The following is an 18,473-nucleotide window of genomic DNA, read 5'->3' on the forward strand; positions in this document are numbered from 1 at the left end:
ATCCTGCCACAACGGATCAGTCGAAGACGACTGTCTTGTTGTCGTGAACCAGTACGCGGTCCTCGAGGTGCGCACGCAGACCACGCGCCAGCACCATTTTTTCCACGTCACGGCCGAAACGCACCATGTTTTCGATGCTATCGCGATGGCTGACGCGTACCACGTCCTGCTCGATGATAGGACCTGCGTCCAGCTCTTCGGTCACGTAATGGCACGTTGCGCCGATCAGTTTGACGCCGCGCAGCGATGCCTGATGATAAGGCTTGGCACCGACGAACGACGGCAGGAAGCTGTGGTGAATGTTGATCACCTGATGGGCGTATTCGCGGCACAGCTGAGGCGGCAGGATTTGCATGTAGCGCGCCAGAACGACGACGTCGGCCTGATGCTGGCCGACCAGACGGGAGACTTCGGCGAACGCCGGTTCCTTGTCCTTGGGATCGACCGGCACGTGGTAATAAGGAATGTCGTGCCACTCGACCATGCTGCGCAGGTCCTGATGATTGGAGATCACACAGGCGATGTCGCAGTCGAGTTCATCACTGTGCCAGCGGTGCAGCAGGTCCGCCAGGCAGTGCGATTCGCGACTGGCCATGAGTACCACACGCTTCTTCTGAGCCGAGTCGGTGATGCGCCAGTCCATCTCGAACTCTTGCGCAATCGGCGTGAACGCCTCGCGAAACCCATCCAGATCGAACGGCAATGTATCGGCACGAATCTCGTGACGCATGAAGAACCAGCCGCTGAGATTATCCGAATGATGGCTCGCTTCGGTGATCCAGCCGTTATGGGACGCCAGAAAGTTACTGACTTTGGCAACGATGCCGACGCGGTCCGGGCAAGCAATCACCAGACGAAAAGTGCGCATTAGGGGAAACTCCAGAACTTCGCAAAGGCGCTATTCTAGCGACTGCGCAGGAAAACTGCAGTATCTCTGTTGCCTGAATTCAGGCGCCGGGGCAGGCCGTCGATGGAAAAAGATTGCACCGTGCCAGTATCAAGATGCCCGCGGACGCTCCTATAAAAAACCGGTATTTAATGAGGGCTTTATAGCGACCCTATTTAGTCGGGTTCAGCGCACCGATCTAGTTCCCACGTCTGTAGGACCGGTGTATATTTCTAAATAATTCAAATAAAACTTTTATTTAATGTTTACTTGCTCAGTGCCTCTGACTATTATTGCGTCACTGTATCCCTGTCACCCTTCACAACATAAGGTCCCCCTCATGTCCCTGATCAACGAATACCGCGCCACAGAAGAAGCCATCAAAGAACTGCAAGCCCGTTTGAACAACCTGTCGCAAGACGGCAAACTGCAAACCGAGCTGGAATTCGAAGGCAAACTGCGCACCCTGATGGGCGAATATCAAAAATCGCTGCGTGACATCATTGCTCTGCTGGATCCGGACTCCAAGGTCAACAAGGCACCTCGTGGCGGCGCAGTGAAAACTACCGGCACCAAGCGTGCCCGCAAGGTCAAGCAGTACAAGAACCCGCACAACGGCGAAGTCATCGAAACCAAAGGTGGCAACCACAAGACGCTGAAAGAGTGGAAAGCCAAGTGGGGCGGTGACGAGGTTGAAAGCTGGGCCACTCTGCTGGGCTAAGCTTCAACGGTCGTTTTATCCGCGACGTGAAAAACGCCAGCTTGCTGGCGTTTTTTTATAGTTCACTTTCTACATTTTTCCGATCATATTTTCAGCCTACTGCGCAGCGACTCAATGTGATCCTGCCATTGCCTCAGTATCGCCAGCTGCTCGGGTGTGGCACTAAGCGACAACTCCACCAGCGCCTTCGTAAAATCCTGCAAAGTATTCGGAGCCCCGTATTCCGCGTGGCTCAGGCGCGCCTGACAGAATTGGTGCCAGCGCAGTTGTTCTTCGGCAGTGAGCGTTTCCGGAAAGTTACGGGCCCGGTAGCGAAATAACAGTTCAGGCAGGCGAGCATCATCAAACGGCCAGGCATCACGTGCCAGTTGCTCAGGCTCGGAAACGCGTACTTGTTCACATAAACGGCGATCACGGTCACCGATAAATCCGTCATACAATTGCTGCTCAGGGTCTTCACTTGCGATGAAATGATCCTTGCCATAAAGAGCACGTAGTTTCTCCTGCCAAACTTCAAGGCCCTCAGTCACTGAAGCCACCCTCGCCTCATAACCGGTCATGTCGAGCTGCAAGCGTTCTTGATCCTGTGTACGCAAAACGCTCATGGGGGCAACCACCGGGCAGCGATTTATATGCAATAGTTTGAGCGGCACCGGCAGCTCGCCTTCGCCCAGCGCGTCGTGGCGGGTATATAAACGCTGCTTGAGTGTTTCAACGTCCATCTCCAGTAACGGTGACGGATCCTGATGCAGATCGTACACAATCAGTGCATTGCGATTATGCGGATGCCAGGCCAGCGGTAATACGACACCCAGATAATGACGGGCCGCAGAGAAGCGTCCTGAAATATGCACCAGCGGTTGCATCAGACGGATCTGATCCTGAACCTTCTGCTTACTGCGCAGTGCAAAAAGATAATCGTACAGCCGGGGTTGCTTCTCACGAATCAGGCGCGCAAGTGCAATGGTGGCGCGCACATCGGATAAGGCATCGTGAGCCTGACCATGTTCAATACCGTTGGCGGCGGTCAGGCGCTCGAGCTTGAGGGTGACGCGGCCGTCTTCTTCGGGCCATACGATGCCGTCCGGGCGCAGCGCATAGGCCGCGCGCACGACATCGATCAAATCCCAGCGACTGTTGCCGCCCTGCCATTCACGGGCATACGGGTCGAAAAAGTTGCGATACAGGCTGTAACGCGTCACTTCATCGTCAAAACGCAACGTGTTGTAGCCTGCACCACAGGTCCCGGGAGCGGAGAGCTGGGCATGGACCCGGGTCATGAAGTCCGCTTCGCACAAGCCTTTTTCGGCCAGCGTGGCCGGGGTAATTCCGGTTATCACACACGCGGCGGGATGCGGCAGGATATCGTCGCTGGGCTGGCAGTAGAGGTTGACCGGCGGTTCGATTTCATTGAGTTCGGCATCGGTACGAATGCCGGCCATCTGCAGCGCGCGGTCATTGCGCGGGTTGATACCGGTGGTTTCGTAGTCGTACCAGAAGATGCTGGAGGTCACGGGCTGATCCTGAACAAGAGACCCTTGAAGTGTAGGGTGCGAAGCAGACGATTGGCTAATCGGAACACGCTGCGGGCCTGCGACACTTTTTCTTACAGGCACTGTTTAGCAACGCCGGTTGCTTAGCACCGCAGTGGTAGCTAGCATCAGGTCTCGCCTTCAGGTAACGCCTCCCCACCATGCCATCTCCTCCCGCTTCGCAAGGGATTGCAGCGCAGCAGACGCCGCTGGATACCCGCATCGCCATCGAGACCCCGGAAGGCATCGACATGATCCTTCGCCCAGCGGGTCTGGTGGTACGTTCGCTGGCGTTCGGCATTGACCTCGGCATTCGTGCCGCAGTCATCGGCGTACTGTTTTTAATCCTTCAGCTGTTCGACAAGTTCGGCATGGGGCTCGCCGCTATCGCGCTGTTTCTGGTCAACTGGTGGTACATGGTGCTGTTCGAAGTCCTCGATCAGGGCCGGACACCCGGCAAGCGCGCCATGGGCCTGCGGGTGGTCAATGACGATGGAACACCCATCGGCTGGGCCGCCTCGCTCACCCGCAACCTGCTGCGTTTCGTCGACATGCTGCCTCTGGCCTACAGCGTGGGCGCCATCAGTTGTCTGAATCATCCCCGATTCAAGCGCCTCGGTGATCTGGCGGCCGGAACGCTGGTGGTTCATACCGATCTGCCCGTGCAGCGGCCCACCCTGCCAGCGGTCGAGCCCTACGTGGTGCCGGTCTCCTTGCAGCTGGAGGAACAGCGCGCCGTGCTGAGTCTGGCCGAGCGCCAGGGTGACCTGTCCGAAGCGCGTAAGCAGGAACTGGCCGCCATTCTGGTCGAGCCGTTGCACTTGTCAGCCGACAAGGCCGTCACTCAGGTCAACGGCATCGCGCGCAGTCTGACGGGGGCGACATGAAACAGACCCAGTTCGAAGCCCGCCATCAAACCGAGTGGAAACACTTCGAGGACTGCCTGAACGCACTGGAGCGTGGCAAGCCCGATCCCAAGACCAGCGAACGCTTTCCTGCCGACTACCGACGCCTCTGCCACCAACTGGCGCTGGCTCAGGAGCGCGGCTACAGCAGCCACCTCATCGATCCGCTTCATCAACTGGCGATGCGCGGCCACCAGCAGCTTTACCGGCATCGCAGCGCTTTGGGCGCTCAGTTCCTGACCTTTATTCTGGCGGGTTTCCCGAGAGCCGTTCGTGCCGAATGGCGCTTCGTGCTGGTCGCCAGCCTGCTGTTTTTCGGCAGCCTCGTGGGCATGGGCCTGCTGGTGTACGGCTTCCCCGACCTGATCTACAGCATCGTCAGCCCCGCACAGCTGAGCGACATGCAAAGCATGTACGACCCACAGGCCAGCCGCATCGGGCAGGCGCTGGAACGCGCTTCCGACGATGACTGGATGATGTTCGGCTACTACATCATGAACAACATAGGGATTGCCTTTCAAACCTATGCCAGCGGCTTGTTGTTCGGGCTGGGCAGCCTGTTCTTTCTGCTCTTCAACGGGCTGATGATCGGAGCGGTCGCAGGCCATCTGACCGACATCGGCTATGGCCAGACCTTCTGGTCGTTCGTGGTCGGCCACGGCGCGTTCGAACTCACCGCCATTGCTCTGGCCGGGGCTGCCGGGCTGAAACTGGGCTGGGCATTGCTAGCACCCGGCAGGCTGACACGCGGCGAAGCGTTGCGACTGGCCGCGCAAGGCAGCGTGCAATTGATTGGCGGAGTAATGCTGTTTCTGCTGATTGCCGCCTTCATCGAAGCCTACTGGTCATCAATGACCTGGCCGACGCCGCTCATCAAGTATCTGGTGGGCGCAGCGCTCTGGATGCTGGTCGGTGCCTACCTGACATTCGCCGGGCGGACTTCCCATGCGCCTGACTGAGTCGAACGTCGCCATTCGCCCTCGCACCTCCTGGGAAGCCATAGACCTGGGCGTCCTCATGGTGCGTGAACATCGCCTGTTGCTGATGAGCAGTTGGGCGATTGTCACACTGCCGCTGTTCGCCCTGCTCAGCCTGTTGCTCTGGGACTATCCCTCGATTGCGCTGTTTGTGTTCTGGTGGCTCAAGCCGGCCTTCGACCGCCTGCCGCTGATGATCCTGTCACAGGCGCTGTTCGGGGACACGCCCACACTCAAACAGGCACTCAAAGCCTGGCCCGCCACGCTGAAAAACCAGCTACTCCCCAGCCTGCTCTGGCGCCGTCTGAGCCTGACCCGCAGCTTTCAGTTGCCGGTGCAGCAGTTGGAAAACCTCGCCGGAGACGAGCGCGCACGCCGCCTCAACCTGCTCAATCAGAAAGGTCAGGGCGCGGCTCGCCTGCTGACACTGGTGGGCGTGCATCTGGAGTACTCGCTGTGGATCGGCCTGATGATCCTGTTCTACCTGTTCATCCCGCAACAGATCGAAATCGACTGGCAATGGCTGAGTCTGGTCGACACCGAGAACGACTGGAACTGGCTGGAACACCTGACCAACCTGTTTTACGCACTGGCGCTGGTGCTGTGGGAACCCATCTACGTCGCCTGCGGTTTTACGCTCTACCTCAATCGTCGAACCGTGCTTGAAGCGTGGGACATCGAACTGACTTTCCGGCGACTGCGCCAGCGCCTGATGGGCACCGCCTATATGCTGCTGATCGGTGCCGGACTGCTGTTCTCAGCGGCGCCACAGTCTGCCATGGCTGATTCACCGACCTACAGCTGTCCATTGCCCGACTCCACACAGATGGAACCGATCATTGTCAGTGCAGCACCTGACACGCCCCGCCTCACTCATCAGGAACTCACCAGCGAAGCCGCCCGCAAGGAGATCAACAAAGTTCTGCAGGCGCCGCCGTTCAAAAACCCCAAAACGGTAGCCGGCTGGCGCTTTCCCGAGCGGGATGAGAAGGCGACGACTTCCGCCGAGAGGAGCGACGGCAGCGCGCTGGCCAAATGGCTCAACCGTCTGCTGTCAGCGGCAAGCGCCCTGGCCAGCCTGCTGGAAGTTCTGCTCTGGGCTGTCGCCTTGACGCTGATCGGCCTGTTGATCTGGCGTTACCGCACCTGGCTCGGCACCTTCGTCGCTCGCACGCCGCGTCCGACATCGCTGCACCGGGAAACACCAGAACAATTGTTCGGCCTGCAAGTGAACGCAGAAAGCCTGCCCGACGATGTCGCCACCAGTGCAGAACGGCTTTGGGCCGACTCGCCACGCGAAGCGTTGGGTCTGTTGTATCGCGCCCTGCTCAATCGCCTGCTGACCGATTACCGCCTGCCATTGAAAAATGCCGACACCGAGGGACAGGTGCTGGAGCGCGTCGCACAACTCGATCAACCCCAACTGGATGAATTCAGCCGGACGCTGACCACCCATTGGCAGAACCTTGCTTATGGCCATCGGCTGCCACCTGCCCGGTCGCAACAGGAATTGTGCGACGGCTGGCGTCGCCTGTTCGGTTCGGGGGCCAGGGCATGAGTCGGCGTAACATCTGGCTCGCAGGGCTCGCGCTGCTCCTGCTGCTCGTTGTCGGCGTGTACGTGGCCAGTCATCTGGAGCGTTACGAAAAAACCGTCGATCAGGGCCCTTCCCCGGAGGCCCGGGCCAACCCCTATCTGGCCGCCGCCAACTTTCTCCGGCAACGCTCGGTGCCGGTCAACATGACCCGCGCGATCACCGACCTGCCCGACACGCAACAACGACCACAGACGCTGCTGTTGCTCGATGACCGTGAAAATATGACCCCGGCACAGACCGAGCGCCTGTTGAACTGGGCCGAGTCGGGTGGACACCTGCTGTTCGTGGCCGAGCAACTGTGGGACGAACAGAAAGGCCGCAGCGGCGACCTGCTGCTCGACAGGATCGGGATTCGCCAATACCTCTCGAAAGACATCAAGGCACAGGATGATTCCGATGAGGCCCGGCCCACGCTCCCTATACCGCTGATGGCGTCACCGCCCGCCACAAAGAGAACCAAGTGGCCGGAACTCACGCGGTTGTATCTGGAAAATGAAGACGCACCGGCCTACATGAGTTTCGATCCGGCGTTTCATCTGGAAGACCCGGAGGACCATGCCGATTCATGGGCCAACAGTGCCGACGCCACGCACATGGTGCAACTGAGTCATGGCAAGGGCCTGATTATTGTGCTTACCGACGCGGAGCTGTGGAAAAACCGCTCGATCGGCAAATACGACAACGCCTGGCTCCTGTGGTACCTGACCCAGGACAGTGACGTGACCCTGCTGCTGCAAACCGAACATGACAACCTGCTGAGTCTGATACTGCGTCACTTCGCTCTTGCGCTGACCGCGTTCGCGATATTGATCGGCCTGACGCTGTGGCATGTGGGCCTGCGTGAAGGCCCCGTCCGCTTGCCTGCCTCCCAGGCCCGGCGTCAACTGACCGAGCACCTGCGTGCCAGCGCCGAGTTCCTGCGCAGACGCAGCGGACAGGACGTGCTCTTGAAGAGCCTGCAGCAGGACATCCTGCGGCGCGCCCGACAGCTTCATCCGGGCTTTGAGGCACTGGCCGTCGCTGATCAGTGGCAGGTACTGTCCCGCCTGACTCGTCAGCCCACCAGCGCCATCAGCGATGCGTTGCGTCCGCGACCGAAGCAACGCCTTTCCCACAGCGACTTCACCCGTCAGGTGGCCCACCTGCAAACCCTCAGGAATGCCTTATGAGCGATCAAACGTCCGAACCGTCAGGCAGCATCGACCCCGTCGTTGCGGCGAGCCCCGAACCCGCCGTCAGCACCGCAGCCAGCACGCAGGCCCAGCAACGCCAGCGCGCCAGTCATCTGGCCCAGGTGTTGCGCACCGAACTGCGCAAGGCGGTGATCGGCCAGGACGCCGTCATCGATGATGTGCTGACGGCGCTGATCGGTGGCGGTCATGTGCTGCTTGAAGGCGTTCCGGGGCTGGGCAAGACGCTGCTGGTGCGCGCTCTGGCGAGTTGCCTGGGTTGTGAATTCGCCCGCATTCAGTTCACGCCTGACCTGATGCCCAGCGACGTGACCGGTCATGCGGTCTACGACCTGCCGACCGAACAGTTCAAGCTGCGCAAAGGCCCGATTTTCACCAACCTGCTGTTGGCCGATGAAATCAACCGCGCCCCGGCCAAGACCCAGGCTGCGCTGCTCGAAGCCATGCAGGAGCGGCAGGTCACGCTGGAAGGCCGGGCATTGCCCATCGCGCAACCGTTCATGGTGCTGGCCACGCAGAACCCCATCGAACAGGAAGGCACGTATCCGTTGCCCGAGGCCGAGCTGGACCGCTTCATGCTCAAGCTGCGCATGGATTATCCGCAAGCGCAGGAAGAACTGGACATGGTCCGTCAGGTCACGCGCTCGACCCGGGCCGACATGCTCGATGTACGGCCGCTCAAGGTGATCATGCAGGCCCGCGAAGTGCAGGCGCTGCAACGCATTGCCAGTGATCTGCCGCTGGACGAACAGGTGCTGGATTACGCCGTGAGACTGGCCCGCAGTACCCGTACCTGGCCGGGGCTAAGCCTGGGCGCAGGCCCACGGGCCTCCATCGCGCTGGTGCGTGGCGGTCGGGCCAGGGCGTTGCTGCGCGGCGGCGAATTCGTCATCCCGGATGACATCAAGGGCTGCGCTCTGGCGGTGCTGCGTCACCGTGTGAGGCTGTCGCCCGAGCTGGACATTGAAGGGCTATCGGTGGATCAGGTGCTCAGGCAGATCCTCGATCAGGTTCCGGCGCCGCGCCTTTGAAACAGGTATTGAGGCCGTCGCCCCTGCTACTGAAGTGGCTGGGTGCGCTTGCAGGCGCCGCCGTACTGCTGGGGGTACTCAGTGCGCTGGGCATCGACTATCCAAAGCAGTTCGACACCCTTTATTGGGGCGCCTTGCTGGCGCTCGCGGGCGTGAGTGTCTTCGACGGATTTCGCCTGACACGCCAGCCCTCCCCTCGCTTGCAGCGTCATCTGCCGGGCAGTCTGGCCCTGAGTCGCTGGAACGAGATACGACTGGACATCGAACACGACGGCGGTACAGCACTCACATTACGCGTCATGGATCACCTGCCCCCCGGAATGGAGTCCGAAAACCTGCCGCAATCCATCGAAGTGCCTCGACGGACAAAGGCCACACTTGGCTATCGGATACGGCCCATCAAGCGAGGCCATTTCACCTTTGAACGTTGCGAGCTGGCGCTGCGCAGCGGCCTGCGTCTGTGGTCCAGCCGACGTCGCCTCGACCTGCCGGGAAGCACCCGCGTTTATCCGGACTTTGCCCGGCTGTACGACGGTCAGTTGCTGGCGGTGGACAACTGGCTCAGCCAGATCGGTGTGCGGCAGTCGCAGCGGCGTGGCCTGGGACTGGAATTCAACCAGTTGCGCGAATTTCGCGAAGGCGACAGCCTGCGGCAGATCGACTGGAAAGCCACGGCCCGCCAGCGCTCACCGATTGCGCGGGAATATCAGGACGAGCGAGACCAGCAGATCGTGTTCATGCTGGACTGCGGACGACGCATGCGCAGCCAGGACGGCGACCTGTCCCATTTCGATCACGCACTCAATGCCTGCCTGCTGCTCGGTTACGTTGCGCTGCGTCAGGGCGATGCCATCGGCCTGATGACCTTCGCTGGTGACAAGGGCCGCTATCTGTCGCCGGTCAAGGGGCACGGTCAGTTGAACCTGTTGCTCAATACCGTCTACGACCTGCAGACCACCCAGCGACCCGCCGACTACAGCGCCGCCGCCCGCCATCTGCTGGCCCGACAGAAGCGACGCTCACTGGTGGTTCTGATCACCAACCTGCGCGATGAAGACGACGATGAGCTGCTGTCGGCGGTCAATCAGCTGGGGCGCAGGCATCGTGTGCTGGTTGCAAGCCTGCGCGAGGAAGTGCTCGACAGTCTGCGTCAGGCCCCCGTCGAGACCTATGACGAAGCGCTGAGCTACTGCGGAACGGTGAGTTTTCTGAACGCGCGCACAACGCTGCACGACCGAATGGTCGCGCATGGCATCAACGTGGTGGACGTGCGCCCAGGGGAACTGGGCGCACAATTGGTGACCCGTTATCTTGGCTGGAAGAAAGCGGGAACGCTCTGACCCGCTCTTCCGACTGCTGACCTGTCAGGCCGAAGCCTCGAGGCTGGGGTAGAAACAGAAATACTGCCGCAGGATGCGAACCAACTCGAGATAGTCCGTGGACATCTCGGAAAGCTCGAAGCCGGAGTCATAGCAGCCGGGTGTCTCGTCTTCATGACACCACATGCACGTCGCGCTGACGTCGATGGTCTTGAACCCCTCACTACGGGGCATCTTCACACGCAAATCAAACCTGGCACCGACCAGCAGAGGAATACTGCTGATCAGCATCAGCCCCTCTTCTGAAACGTTACCCAGACAACCGAGTGGTCGGTCGGTGTGTCTATTGAAAACCTGAAGATATTCCTGCAATTGGTGTCGTTCGATTTTTCGCTCTTTTAGCATGGCAGGCCGCCTTCAGAGACCAGTGAGCATGGTCACGTAGAACTTTGATCCTGCGGCGTTCAACAATGGCAGTGCCGCAGGAACTCCTTAAGACCAGAGCCTTAGGCTCTTTCATTCCCTTGACAGTCAGCCTAGCGCAAATCTTTGTAACATCCACCCGTATACGACACCAATCATCCAATCGGGTGTAATTATTTTGAGGCAGGAATCGTTCTGGCGGGTTGCGCCGCCGGGTAGTGGCCCAATTGCGCCAGTGTGTCGAGCCGGGCCTTCGCGCGGTACGCGTATTCACTGGCCGGATACTGGTTCATCAGAAACTGATAGGTCGATGCCGCATCGACGTAAAGCTTCTGACGCTCCAGGCACTGTCCGCGCAACATCGAGACCTCCGGCTGGACGTAACGCCGCTCGCGACTCTGACGTTCAACCTTGGACAGGTCGAGCATCACCCGATCGCAGTCGCCTTCCTGATAAGCACGGTAGGCATGATCCAGATTGGAGTTCATTGCCCAACGGGTGCAACCGCTGACCGCAGCCAGTAATACAACAATCGTTACAATACGCATGGGACTCTCCTGTTCTCTGCCATTTATCGGCTCGACATCCAATTTCTTCAGGCCGATCGAGCACCGGCCGTCAGCCGATTGCCCTGCCTGCCAGCAGCAAGGTAGTGCAAAGGAACAATGACTAAAGAGACAGACAGGAGTAGCCTCTCGCTGCGCTTCAATTAAGGAGTTTGTGCATGACCGTTCGCCGCACCAAAATCGTCGCCACACTTGGCCCTGCCAGCAACTCGCCGGAAGTCATCGAACAACTGATCCTCTCGGGTCTTGACGTTGCTCGTCTGAACTTCTCCCACGGCACCCCGGATGAGCACAAGGCTCGCGCCAAACTGATCCGTGAAATCGCCGCCAGACACGGGCGCTTCGTCGCTCTGCTGGGCGACCTGCAAGGTCCCAAGATCCGTATCGCCAAATTCACCGACAAGCGGATAGAGCTGAAAGTGGGTGACAAGTTCACCTTCTCCACCGCTCACCCGTTGACCAGTGGCAACCAGCAGATCGTGGGTATCGACTACCCGGATCTGGTCAAGGATTGCGGCGTGGGCGACGAGCTGTTGCTCGACGACGGTCGCGTGGTCATGCGCGTCGACACTCAAACCGCTGATGAACTGCACTGCACCGTCCTGATCGGTGGCCCGCTGTCGGACCACAAAGGCATCAACCGTCGCGGCGGTGGCCTGACAGCGCCTGCGCTGACAGAAAAAGACAAGCAGGACATCAAACTCGCTGCGGAAATGGACCTGGACTATCTGGCCGTTTCTTTCCCGCGCGACGCTGCCGACATGGAATACGCTCGCAAGCTGCGTGACGAATCCGGTGGTACTGCCTGGCTGGTCGCCAAGATCGAACGCGCCGAAGCCGTTGCCAACGACGAAGTGCTCGACGAACTGATCCGCGCCAGTGACGCCGTCATGGTTGCCCGTGGCGACCTGGGTGTGGAAATCGGCGACGCCGAACTGGTTGGCGTTCAGAAACGCATCATTCTGCACGCCCGTCGCCACAACAAGGCGGTCATCGTTGCGACGCAGATGATGGAGTCGATGATCTCCAGCCCCATGCCGACCCGCGCTGAAGTGTCCGACGTGGCCAACGCCGTGCTCGACTACACCGACGCCGTCATGCTGTCGGCTGAAAGTGCGGCAGGTTCCTACCCGATCGAAGCGGTTCAGGCCATGGCGCGCATCTGCGTCGGCGCTGAAAAGCACCCGACCGGCAAAACCTCCAGCCACCGCATCGGCCACTCGTTCACCCGTTGTGACGAAAGCATCGCGCTGGCGGCCATGTACACCGCCAACCACTTCCCGGGCGTGAAAGCGATCATTGCACTGACTGAAAGCGGCTACACCCCGCTGATCATGTCGCGCATTCGCTCTTCGGTACCGATCTACGCGTTCTCCCCGCACCGCGGCACTCAGGCCCGCGCGGCGATGTTCCGTGGCGTCTACACCGTACCGTTCGACCCTGCAGCCCTGCCGCCAGGTCAGGTCAGCCAGGCAGCCGTTGACGAGCTGCTCAAGCGCGGTCTGGTCGAGCAAGGCGACTGGGTCATCCTGACCAAGGGCGACAGCTACCACACCATCGGTGGCACCAACGGTATGAAGATCCTGCACGTCGGCGACCCATTGGTCTGACGTCCAGCGCAACACCCAAAAGCCCCGACTCGCGAGAGCCGGGGCTTTTTTGTGAACCTTGAAAGCGGACGCGGAGCGTCCCGAGAGGCGTCTCTGGTCCTGATCGTGCCGACGCTCTGCGTCGGCATGCAGCCCGTGACGCTCCGCGTCACATCACTCCCGCCGAACAAACACATCCGCCAGCAACTGATTACGTGGCAACCCGGCCAGGTAAAGCCGCTTGGCAAACACCTCGACACTTTCGGGACTGCCGCACACCAGCGCCATGGCATGCCGAGACAGCATGCGCAGCTCGGCCAGCGCATCCTGAAGCGTTTCCTGAGTGATCAGCTGAACCTGCAGGTTCGGGCAACTGATAGCGAGCGCCTGCAACTCGGCTTTCAGATAATGCTCCTGCTCGTCATGCGCCAGATGAATCAACCGAATCGCGCCCTGATGTTCCTGACGCAGCGCCTCGCGCAGGATTCCCCACAACGGCCCAAGCCCGGTGCCCGCCGCCAACAGCAGCAAAGGCTTGTCCTGCCAGTCCGGGTCGTAACGCAACGCCCCGCCGCGCAATTCGCCGAGCCTCAAACCATCGCCCACCTGCAATTGCCGCACATGGTCGCAAAACGCACCGGGGCGTCGGCAATCCAGATGGAATTCCAGAAACCCGTCATCACCCGGCAGGCTCGCCAGCGAGTATGGCCGCGCCACGCCCTGCTCCGTCCACAGCACCTGATGCTGCCCCGCGCGATACCGCAACGGCTTGCCCGGTTCCAGACGCAACCGCATCACCGTCGGGCTCAGCCAGTCGCAACTCTGCACCGTCGCAGGCAAACCGTCCTGCATCGGGTCGTACACTTCGACGGTCAGGTCCTGAACCACCTTGCACTGACACGCAAGGCGCCAACCCTGCTGGCGTTTGTCAGCAGGCAGGGCCAGTGGCAGTGCGTCGAGCGGATCGCCCTTCACGCAGCGCACCAGACACGCATGACAACTGCCTGCCCGGCAACTGTAAGGCACAGACACACCTGCCTGATTCAAGGCGTCGAGCAGATTACTGGCTTCGCTGACCGCCCAACTGCGGTCACCGACGTGCAAATGCGGCATCAAGGCGCCCCGTGCAGAAAATAACGGCGATTGTACAGACTGGCCTGTCGGGCGGGTTATACTGCCGCGCCTTTTTGCGCCCGCTACGGCTACCCTGACAGCTCTGGTTCAAGCCGCAGTCCCCGACTGTCGCCGATAGCGTAATTGAATGTTCCCGTCCTTACAGAGGAGCGCGCCGCATGACCGTGATCAAGCAAGACGACCTGATTCAGAGCGTTGCAGACGCCCTGCAATTCATTTCCTACTACCACCCCGTGGATTTCATCCAGGCCATGCACGAGGCGTATCTGCGTGAAGAGTCGCCTGCCGCCCGCGACTCCATCGCCCAGATCCTGATCAACTCGCGCATGTGCGCGACCGGTCATCGCCCGATCTGCCAGGACACCGGCATCGTCACCGTTTTCGTACGCGTCGGCATGGACGTACGCTGGGACGGCGCCACCATGGGCCTGGACGACATGATCAACGAAGGCGTGCGTCGCGCCTACAACCTGCCTGAAAACGTGCTGCGCGCCTCGATCCTGGCCGACCCGGCCGGTGCTCGCAAGAACACCAAGGACAACACCCCTGCGGTCATCCACTATTCCATCGTCCCGGGCAACACCGTGGAAGTGGACGTGGCGGCCAAGGGCGGCGGTTCGGAAAACAAATCGAAGATGGCGATGCTCAACCCGTCCGACTCGATCGTCGACTGGGTCCTGAAAACCGTACCGACCATGGGCGCGGGCTGGTGCCCACCGGGCATGCTCGGCATCGGCATCGGCGGCACCGCCGAAAAGGCAGCGGTCATGGCCAAGGAAGTGTTGATGGAATCCATCGACATTCACGAGCTCAAGGCCCGCGGCCCGCAGAACCGTCTCGAAGAGATGCGTCTGGAGCTGTTCGAGAAGGTCAACCAACTGGGCATCGGCGCTCAGGGCCTGGGCGGTCTGACCACCGTACTTGACGTCAAGATCATGGACTACCCGACCCACGCCGCCTCGCTGCCGGTGTGCATGATCCCTAACTGCGCCGCCACCCGTCACGCGCACTTCGTGCTCGACGGCACCGGCCCGGCCTCGCTGGAAGCGCCATCGCTGGACGCCTACCCGGAAATCGTCTGGGAAGCCGGCCCATCGGCCCGCCGCGTCAACCTCGACACCCTGACCCCGGAAGACGTGCAGAGCTGGAAGCCGGGCGAAACCGTCCTGCTCAACGGCAAAATGCTCACCGGCCGCGACGCCGCGCACAAGCGCATGGTCGAAATGCTCAACAAGGGCGAAACCCTGCCGGTCGACCTCAAGGGTCGCTTCATCTACTACGTCGGCCCGGTTGATCCGGTGCGCGAAGAAGTCGTTGGCCCGGCGGGCCCGACCACTGCCACGCGCATGGACAAGTTTACCCGTCAGATCCTCGACCAGACCGGCCTCCTGGGCATGATCGGCAAATCCGAGCGCGGCCCGACCGCCATCGAAGCCATTCGTGACCATAAAGCCGTCTACCTCATGGCCGTCGGCGGCGCCGCCTACCTCGTCGCCCAGGCGATCAAGAAATCCAGGGTCGTTGCCTTCGCCGAACTGGGCATGGAAGCGATCTACGAGTTCGAGGTCAAGGACATGCCAGTAACCGTTGCCGTAGACAGCAACGGCGAGTCCGTCCACATCACCGGCCCCGCGATCTGGCAGAAGAAGATCAGCGACAGTCTGGCGGTGGAAGTGCAGTAAGTCGTACCGCGCACAGCAAGACATGAAAAACCCGGCGAAAGCCGGGTTTTTCATTTCATCCTCAAACACTCTGTTGGAACGGTCTATTTCTTTTCACCAAACCGAACCGACCGAATGATTGCATCAACTGTGTCAAAGTCTTGGTAATGGCCTACCGTGTCGAAAAGCAACTGAGTGCTCGCGTTATAAATAACAGCCATCAGACAAGTACCGCCTCTGGAGTCGAAACGGTTGTCTTCATCTACAACCCCACAGGTTTGAGTCGCCTGCATTCCACTCCACTCCGGACCTTCAAAGATATCCGCAGGACTTGGCGAGTCCTTACCACCGGTGCGATTCCAGACACCATTCTCTAAAGAAAATGCCAAGCTGTCGGCGGCCTGCTCCAAAGTGCCGTGCCGGACACATAGCTTGAGCGTGTATTCCTGATCGGCGGGTAAATTCCGCTCATCCAGTTTCAGGCATTCATTATCCCTGCTGACCTTCCAGCCTTTCGGATGTTTGAAGCTGAAGCCCTCGGCCCGGTAAGTGACCATGTCTTTCCTGGAGACTGATTGAGCGGACGACATCGAGGCCAGCGGATTCTCTGGCTCAGTCAAGGTTGGATCGCTTCGGCACGCAGCCAGAGGACGCGCAACGGCCTTTGTGAGGTTATCCAGACGGTGAATGTCGGAGTCTGCAGTGGCGGTCATGCAGCCACAGCCGTAGCCGTAATTGCGATTAGTGCGGACCCACTGATCAGGTTTGAATTGCGGCCAGTTACCGCTGGCCTGATAACCGCCTTGGGTCGCAATTTCCCAAGTGCCGTCACGGTCAGTGAGCGTCACGTTCGCAGGCGTCGGGTTTTCGAACCAGCCGCAGCGACGCTCAACTTTTTGAGCGGAGTAAGCTGGTAGGGCCAGACCGGCAAGAGCGAGCACCAGCGCAAATAATGAAAATCGCCGCATTGAACTTCCTTGTCTGAAATCGTCGCAGAGTCGCGCAGTCTTGGGTCGGCCGCTTGACCAAGCGGTGATCATATCGAACGTTGGATGTTTTCTGTAGCCAGACCTTGCCTACGCATCACAACCGCACCTGGCAATACGAGACTTCAGGGATTACTCGAGTAAGGTGTGTTCAAGAATTCAAAGCGGCGTAAGTCAAGGTCTGTAAAGCTGATATCAGGACGATCACGTCCCGTCAAATGTTATCGCCCTGATATCAACCTGTACTAGCCGACGATCAGTACGCTCGGACCTACCACATGATCGTTGTCAAACAGACGCTCCAATTCAGCCAAATACATCCAGAGGCTTCGCCGGATTGACCCCGACGATATGAATGGGCGACTCATCCAGGTACAACCCGTCAAACAGGAAAGGGATGTTTTGATGGTTGCCACTGAGCGCCACCTGGAACTGCTGGCCCTTGGCGTTGCTTTCAAAGGAACGCAGGTAAGTGCGGTCCTGTTCCTCGTTGTATTCAACCTTCAACGTACCGTTGTAACCATTGCCGTCACGCTCCAGGCCTATATCGAGGATATAAAAGGCGTCGCCGTCTTCGAAGTCGGTAATCAGGTCTGAATAACTGCCATCTACCGTCCGGTAACTGTCCTCGACGTTGTAGTAGAGGAAAATATCCCGGCCTGCACCGCCACTGATCGTGTCCTTGCCATAACCGCCCACTATCACGTCGTCACCAGAACCGGCGTTGATCCGGTCGTTGCCTTGAAACCCGACCATTTGATCATCGTAGTCACCGCCATTGAGCGTGTCGTTCCCGGCGGTTCCGACGACATCCAGATTGTCTTGCGTCAGGCTGTTGACCACTTTCGGCCCGGTGGGATTGCCGAAGTCGAAAGCGTTGCGGTTCAGATCGGAGGTGAGGTCGCCGTTGAACAACACTTCGAATCGATTGCCAGCGGCGTCGGTTTCCATTGATTTCAGAATCGTCTGAGTGCCAGCGGCATTGAGCTCGACCCTCAAGGTGCCGTTGTAACCATTGCCCAGCCCCGTGAAGTTCAGACCGGCCAGGTCGATGATGTCGCCCTGAGCTGCATTGAAATCAGTGATCAGGTCCCGCATCTGGATGCCTGACGTGGCGTGAACGCTGTCCGTGATCGCGCTGAAAACGAAATCGTCAGCCCCCTCCCCGCCCGTCAGCGTGTCACCACCCGCTCCGCCCACCAGACGGTCGTCTCCAGCCAGGCCCGACAGCGTGTCACGGCCTGCATAACCCATCAGCGTTTCGACACCTGCCGATGTCCCGAGGATCGCGTCAGCCGTATCGGTGCCGCTAATCAGGCGCTGGAAGTTCGCAGCGCTGAAGTCCACATAGTCGAAAAACTCCAGCACGAACGTATTGCCGTCTGCATCGGCCTCGTAGCTTCTCAGGAAGGTGTGATCATAATCACCCTCGGTGCTGACCTTGAGCGTGCCGTTCGTGCCGTCACCCAACCCCGTGAAACCTAGCGCCGTGAGATCGAGCCGGTCCCTGTTCGAATTGAAGCCCGAGATCCAGTCGACACTTTCATCGCTGCCAGTGGCACTCAGGTAACTATCTTCCAGCGACAGATACCGGAAGACGGTCGCGCCGTTGGCGACCAAATCATCGCGCCCAGCCCCACCGATGATCACATTGTTGCCACCCCTATCCGGGGCAATGTAGTCATAGCCCGCCCCGCCGTAGATGACGTCATTGCCTCCGGAAAAGCTCTCGATAACGTTATCGCCCGCCGTGCCGTACCAGAAAATCTTTCGCTTATCAGCCATCGGAATTGCTCCAGAAAGTTATCGCCCGTCAATACCTGACAGGTGTGTGATGAGCGGAGGACGGGATGGTTCGAAGGCCATCGGGACTGACTGGTGACAAATTTGTGAGCGCGGTATGACTCCAAAAGCGTTTGCAAACACCAGACGGCCTTCGTGAAAGCTTGTAAGTAT

16 protein-coding genes are annotated in these 18,473 nt (G+C 59.6%); 9 read left to right on the plus strand and 7 right to left on the minus strand.

All coding sequences use genetic code 11. From position 1 onward, the window contains the following. Positions 1-16: 16 nt before the first annotated feature. On the minus strand, positions 17-868 hold the full coding sequence (gene purU / locus AC0IXS_RS08805) for a formyltetrahydrofolate deformylase (RefSeq protein ID WP_004881355.1): 852 nt from the start codon (positions 866-868) through the stop codon (positions 17-19). 358 nt (positions 869-1,226) lie between these two features. On the opposite strand from purU, the gene mvaT reads away from it, so the two are divergent. Next, on the plus strand, positions 1,227-1,607 hold the full coding sequence (gene mvaT, locus AC0IXS_RS08810) for a histone-like nucleoid-structuring protein MvaT (RefSeq protein ID WP_004881357.1): 381 nt from the start codon (positions 1,227-1,229) through the stop codon (positions 1,605-1,607). 83 nt (positions 1,608-1,690) lie between these two features. On the opposite strand, the gene sbcB is transcribed toward mvaT, so the two are convergent. Beyond that, on the minus strand, positions 1,691-3,121 hold the full coding sequence (gene sbcB, locus AC0IXS_RS08815) for an exodeoxyribonuclease I (RefSeq protein ID WP_057410385.1): 1,431 nt from the start codon (positions 3,119-3,121) through the stop codon (positions 1,691-1,693). A gap of 179 nt (positions 3,122-3,300) precedes the next feature. Here sbcB and AC0IXS_RS08820 point away from each other — a divergent pair, with 179 nt between their 5' ends. From AC0IXS_RS08820 to AC0IXS_RS08845, 6 genes are read left to right on the plus strand one after another with little or no spacing between them, the layout of a single operon-like run. Beyond that, the gene (locus AC0IXS_RS08820; RefSeq protein ID WP_122438008.1) at positions 3,301-4,026 is read left to right on the plus strand and encodes an RDD family protein; all 726 of its coding nucleotides are present in this window, start codon (positions 3,301-3,303) and stop codon (positions 4,024-4,026) included. Next, positions 4,023-5,003: a stage II sporulation protein M gene (locus tag AC0IXS_RS08825; protein ID WP_057410393.1), complete on the plus strand. Its 981-nt coding sequence runs from the start codon at positions 4,023-4,025 to the stop codon at positions 5,001-5,003. Before AC0IXS_RS08820 ends, AC0IXS_RS08825 begins: the two co-directional genes overlap by 4 nt. Next, on the plus strand, positions 4,990-6,579 hold the full coding sequence (locus tag AC0IXS_RS08830; protein WP_471824400.1) for a DUF4129 domain-containing protein: 1,590 nt from the start codon (positions 4,990-4,992) through the stop codon (positions 6,577-6,579). The genes AC0IXS_RS08825 and AC0IXS_RS08830 overlap by 14 nt, the downstream gene beginning before the upstream one ends. Continuing rightward, positions 6,576-7,787, plus strand: a complete 1,212-nt coding sequence (locus AC0IXS_RS08835; protein WP_471824402.1) for a DUF4350 domain-containing protein — start codon at positions 6,576-6,578, stop codon at positions 7,785-7,787. Before AC0IXS_RS08830 ends, AC0IXS_RS08835 begins: the two co-directional genes overlap by 4 nt. After that, positions 7,784-8,839, plus strand: coding sequence for an AAA family ATPase (locus AC0IXS_RS08840; RefSeq protein WP_122669035.1), 1,056 nt, complete (start codon positions 7,784-7,786; stop codon positions 8,837-8,839). Before AC0IXS_RS08835 ends, AC0IXS_RS08840 begins: the two co-directional genes overlap by 4 nt. Next, positions 8,836-10,179, plus strand: coding sequence for a DUF58 domain-containing protein (locus AC0IXS_RS08845; RefSeq protein ID WP_471824404.1), 1,344 nt, complete (start codon positions 8,836-8,838; stop codon positions 10,177-10,179). The genes AC0IXS_RS08840 and AC0IXS_RS08845 overlap by 4 nt, the downstream gene beginning before the upstream one ends. 24 nt (positions 10,180-10,203) lie before the next feature. Here AC0IXS_RS08845 and AC0IXS_RS08850 read toward each other — a convergent pair whose 3' ends face one another. Together AC0IXS_RS08850 and AC0IXS_RS08855 are read right to left on the minus strand one after the other, a co-directional pair. Next, entirely contained in the window at positions 10,204-10,563 is a 360-nt protein-coding gene (locus tag AC0IXS_RS08850) for a PilZ domain-containing protein (protein ID WP_122431880.1), read from the minus strand. 191 nt (positions 10,564-10,754) lie between these two features. Continuing rightward, positions 10,755-11,129, minus strand: a complete 375-nt coding sequence (locus tag AC0IXS_RS08855; protein ID WP_004881376.1) for a tetratricopeptide repeat protein — start codon at positions 11,127-11,129, stop codon at positions 10,755-10,757. Positions 11,130-11,305: 176 nt separating this feature from the next. On the opposite strand from AC0IXS_RS08855, the gene pyk reads away from it, so the two are divergent. Then, on the plus strand, positions 11,306-12,757 hold the full coding sequence (gene pyk, locus AC0IXS_RS08860) for a pyruvate kinase (RefSeq protein WP_004881379.1): 1,452 nt from the start codon (positions 11,306-11,308) through the stop codon (positions 12,755-12,757). A gap of 153 nt (positions 12,758-12,910) precedes the next feature. On the opposite strand, the gene AC0IXS_RS08865 is transcribed toward pyk, so the two are convergent. Beyond that, complete coding sequence (locus AC0IXS_RS08865) at positions 12,911-13,849, minus strand: iron-sulfur-binding ferredoxin reductase (RefSeq protein ID WP_122613781.1); 939 nt, start codon at positions 13,847-13,849, stop codon at positions 12,911-12,913. Positions 13,850-14,028: 179 nt separating this feature from the next. Between AC0IXS_RS08865 and AC0IXS_RS08870 the strand changes: the two genes are divergently transcribed. Next, positions 14,029-15,552: a fumarate hydratase gene (locus AC0IXS_RS08870; protein WP_122421422.1), complete on the plus strand. Its 1,524-nt coding sequence runs from the start codon at positions 14,029-14,031 to the stop codon at positions 15,550-15,552. A gap of 83 nt (positions 15,553-15,635) precedes the next feature. On the opposite strand, the gene AC0IXS_RS08875 is transcribed toward AC0IXS_RS08870, so the two are convergent. After that, positions 15,636-16,499 (minus strand): DUF4087 domain-containing protein, encoded by an 864-nt coding sequence (locus AC0IXS_RS08875; protein ID WP_122421423.1) that lies wholly within the window; start codon positions 16,497-16,499, stop codon positions 15,636-15,638. 324 nt (positions 16,500-16,823) lie between these two features. Beyond that, positions 16,824-18,302 carry a calcium-binding protein gene (locus tag AC0IXS_RS08880; RefSeq protein ID WP_471824407.1) on the minus strand — a complete coding sequence of 493 codons (1,479 nt, stop codon included), beginning with the start codon at positions 18,300-18,302 and terminating at the stop codon, positions 16,824-16,826. Between the last annotated feature and the right edge of the window lie 171 nt (positions 18,303-18,473).

This window comes from Pseudomonas sp. AC016 (genome assembly GCF_979253365.1).

Bases quoted from the DNA above. Each gene is read 5' to 3' on its own strand.
- AC0IXS_RS08825 (WP_057410393.1), top strand. From the start codon at position 4,023: ATGAAACAGACCCAGTTCGAAGCCCGCCATCAAACCGAGTGGAAACAC.
- purU (WP_004881355.1), bottom strand. From the start codon at position 868: ATGCGCACTTTTCGTCTGGTGATTGCTTGCCCGGACCGCGTCGGCATC.
- AC0IXS_RS08835 (WP_471824402.1), top strand. From the start codon at position 6,576: ATGAGTCGGCGTAACATCTGGCTCGCAGGGCTCGCGCTGCTCCTGCTG.
- AC0IXS_RS08875 (WP_122421423.1), bottom strand. From the start codon at position 16,499: ATGCGGCGATTTTCATTATTTGCGCTGGTGCTCGCTCTTGCCGGTCTG.
- AC0IXS_RS08850 (WP_122431880.1), bottom strand. From the start codon at position 10,563: ATGCTAAAAGAGCGAAAAATCGAACGACACCAATTGCAGGAATATCTT.
- AC0IXS_RS08880 (WP_471824407.1), bottom strand. From the start codon at position 18,302: ATGGCTGATAAGCGAAAGATTTTCTGGTACGGCACGGCGGGCGATAAC.
- AC0IXS_RS08830 (WP_471824400.1), top strand. From the start codon at position 4,990: ATGCGCCTGACTGAGTCGAACGTCGCCATTCGCCCTCGCACCTCCTGG.
- AC0IXS_RS08855 (WP_004881376.1), bottom strand. From the start codon at position 11,129: ATGCGTATTGTAACGATTGTTGTATTACTGGCTGCGGTCAGCGGTTGC.
- AC0IXS_RS08865 (WP_122613781.1), bottom strand. From the start codon at position 13,849: ATGCCGCATTTGCACGTCGGTGACCGCAGTTGGGCGGTCAGCGAAGCC.
- AC0IXS_RS08870 (WP_122421422.1), top strand. From the start codon at position 14,029: ATGACCGTGATCAAGCAAGACGACCTGATTCAGAGCGTTGCAGACGCC.
- AC0IXS_RS08840 (WP_122669035.1), top strand. From the start codon at position 7,784: ATGAGCGATCAAACGTCCGAACCGTCAGGCAGCATCGACCCCGTCGTT.
- AC0IXS_RS08820 (WP_122438008.1), top strand. From the start codon at position 3,301: ATGCCATCTCCTCCCGCTTCGCAAGGGATTGCAGCGCAGCAGACGCCG.
- pyk (WP_004881379.1), top strand. From the start codon at position 11,306: ATGACCGTTCGCCGCACCAAAATCGTCGCCACACTTGGCCCTGCCAGC.
- mvaT (WP_004881357.1), top strand. From the start codon at position 1,227: ATGTCCCTGATCAACGAATACCGCGCCACAGAAGAAGCCATCAAAGAA.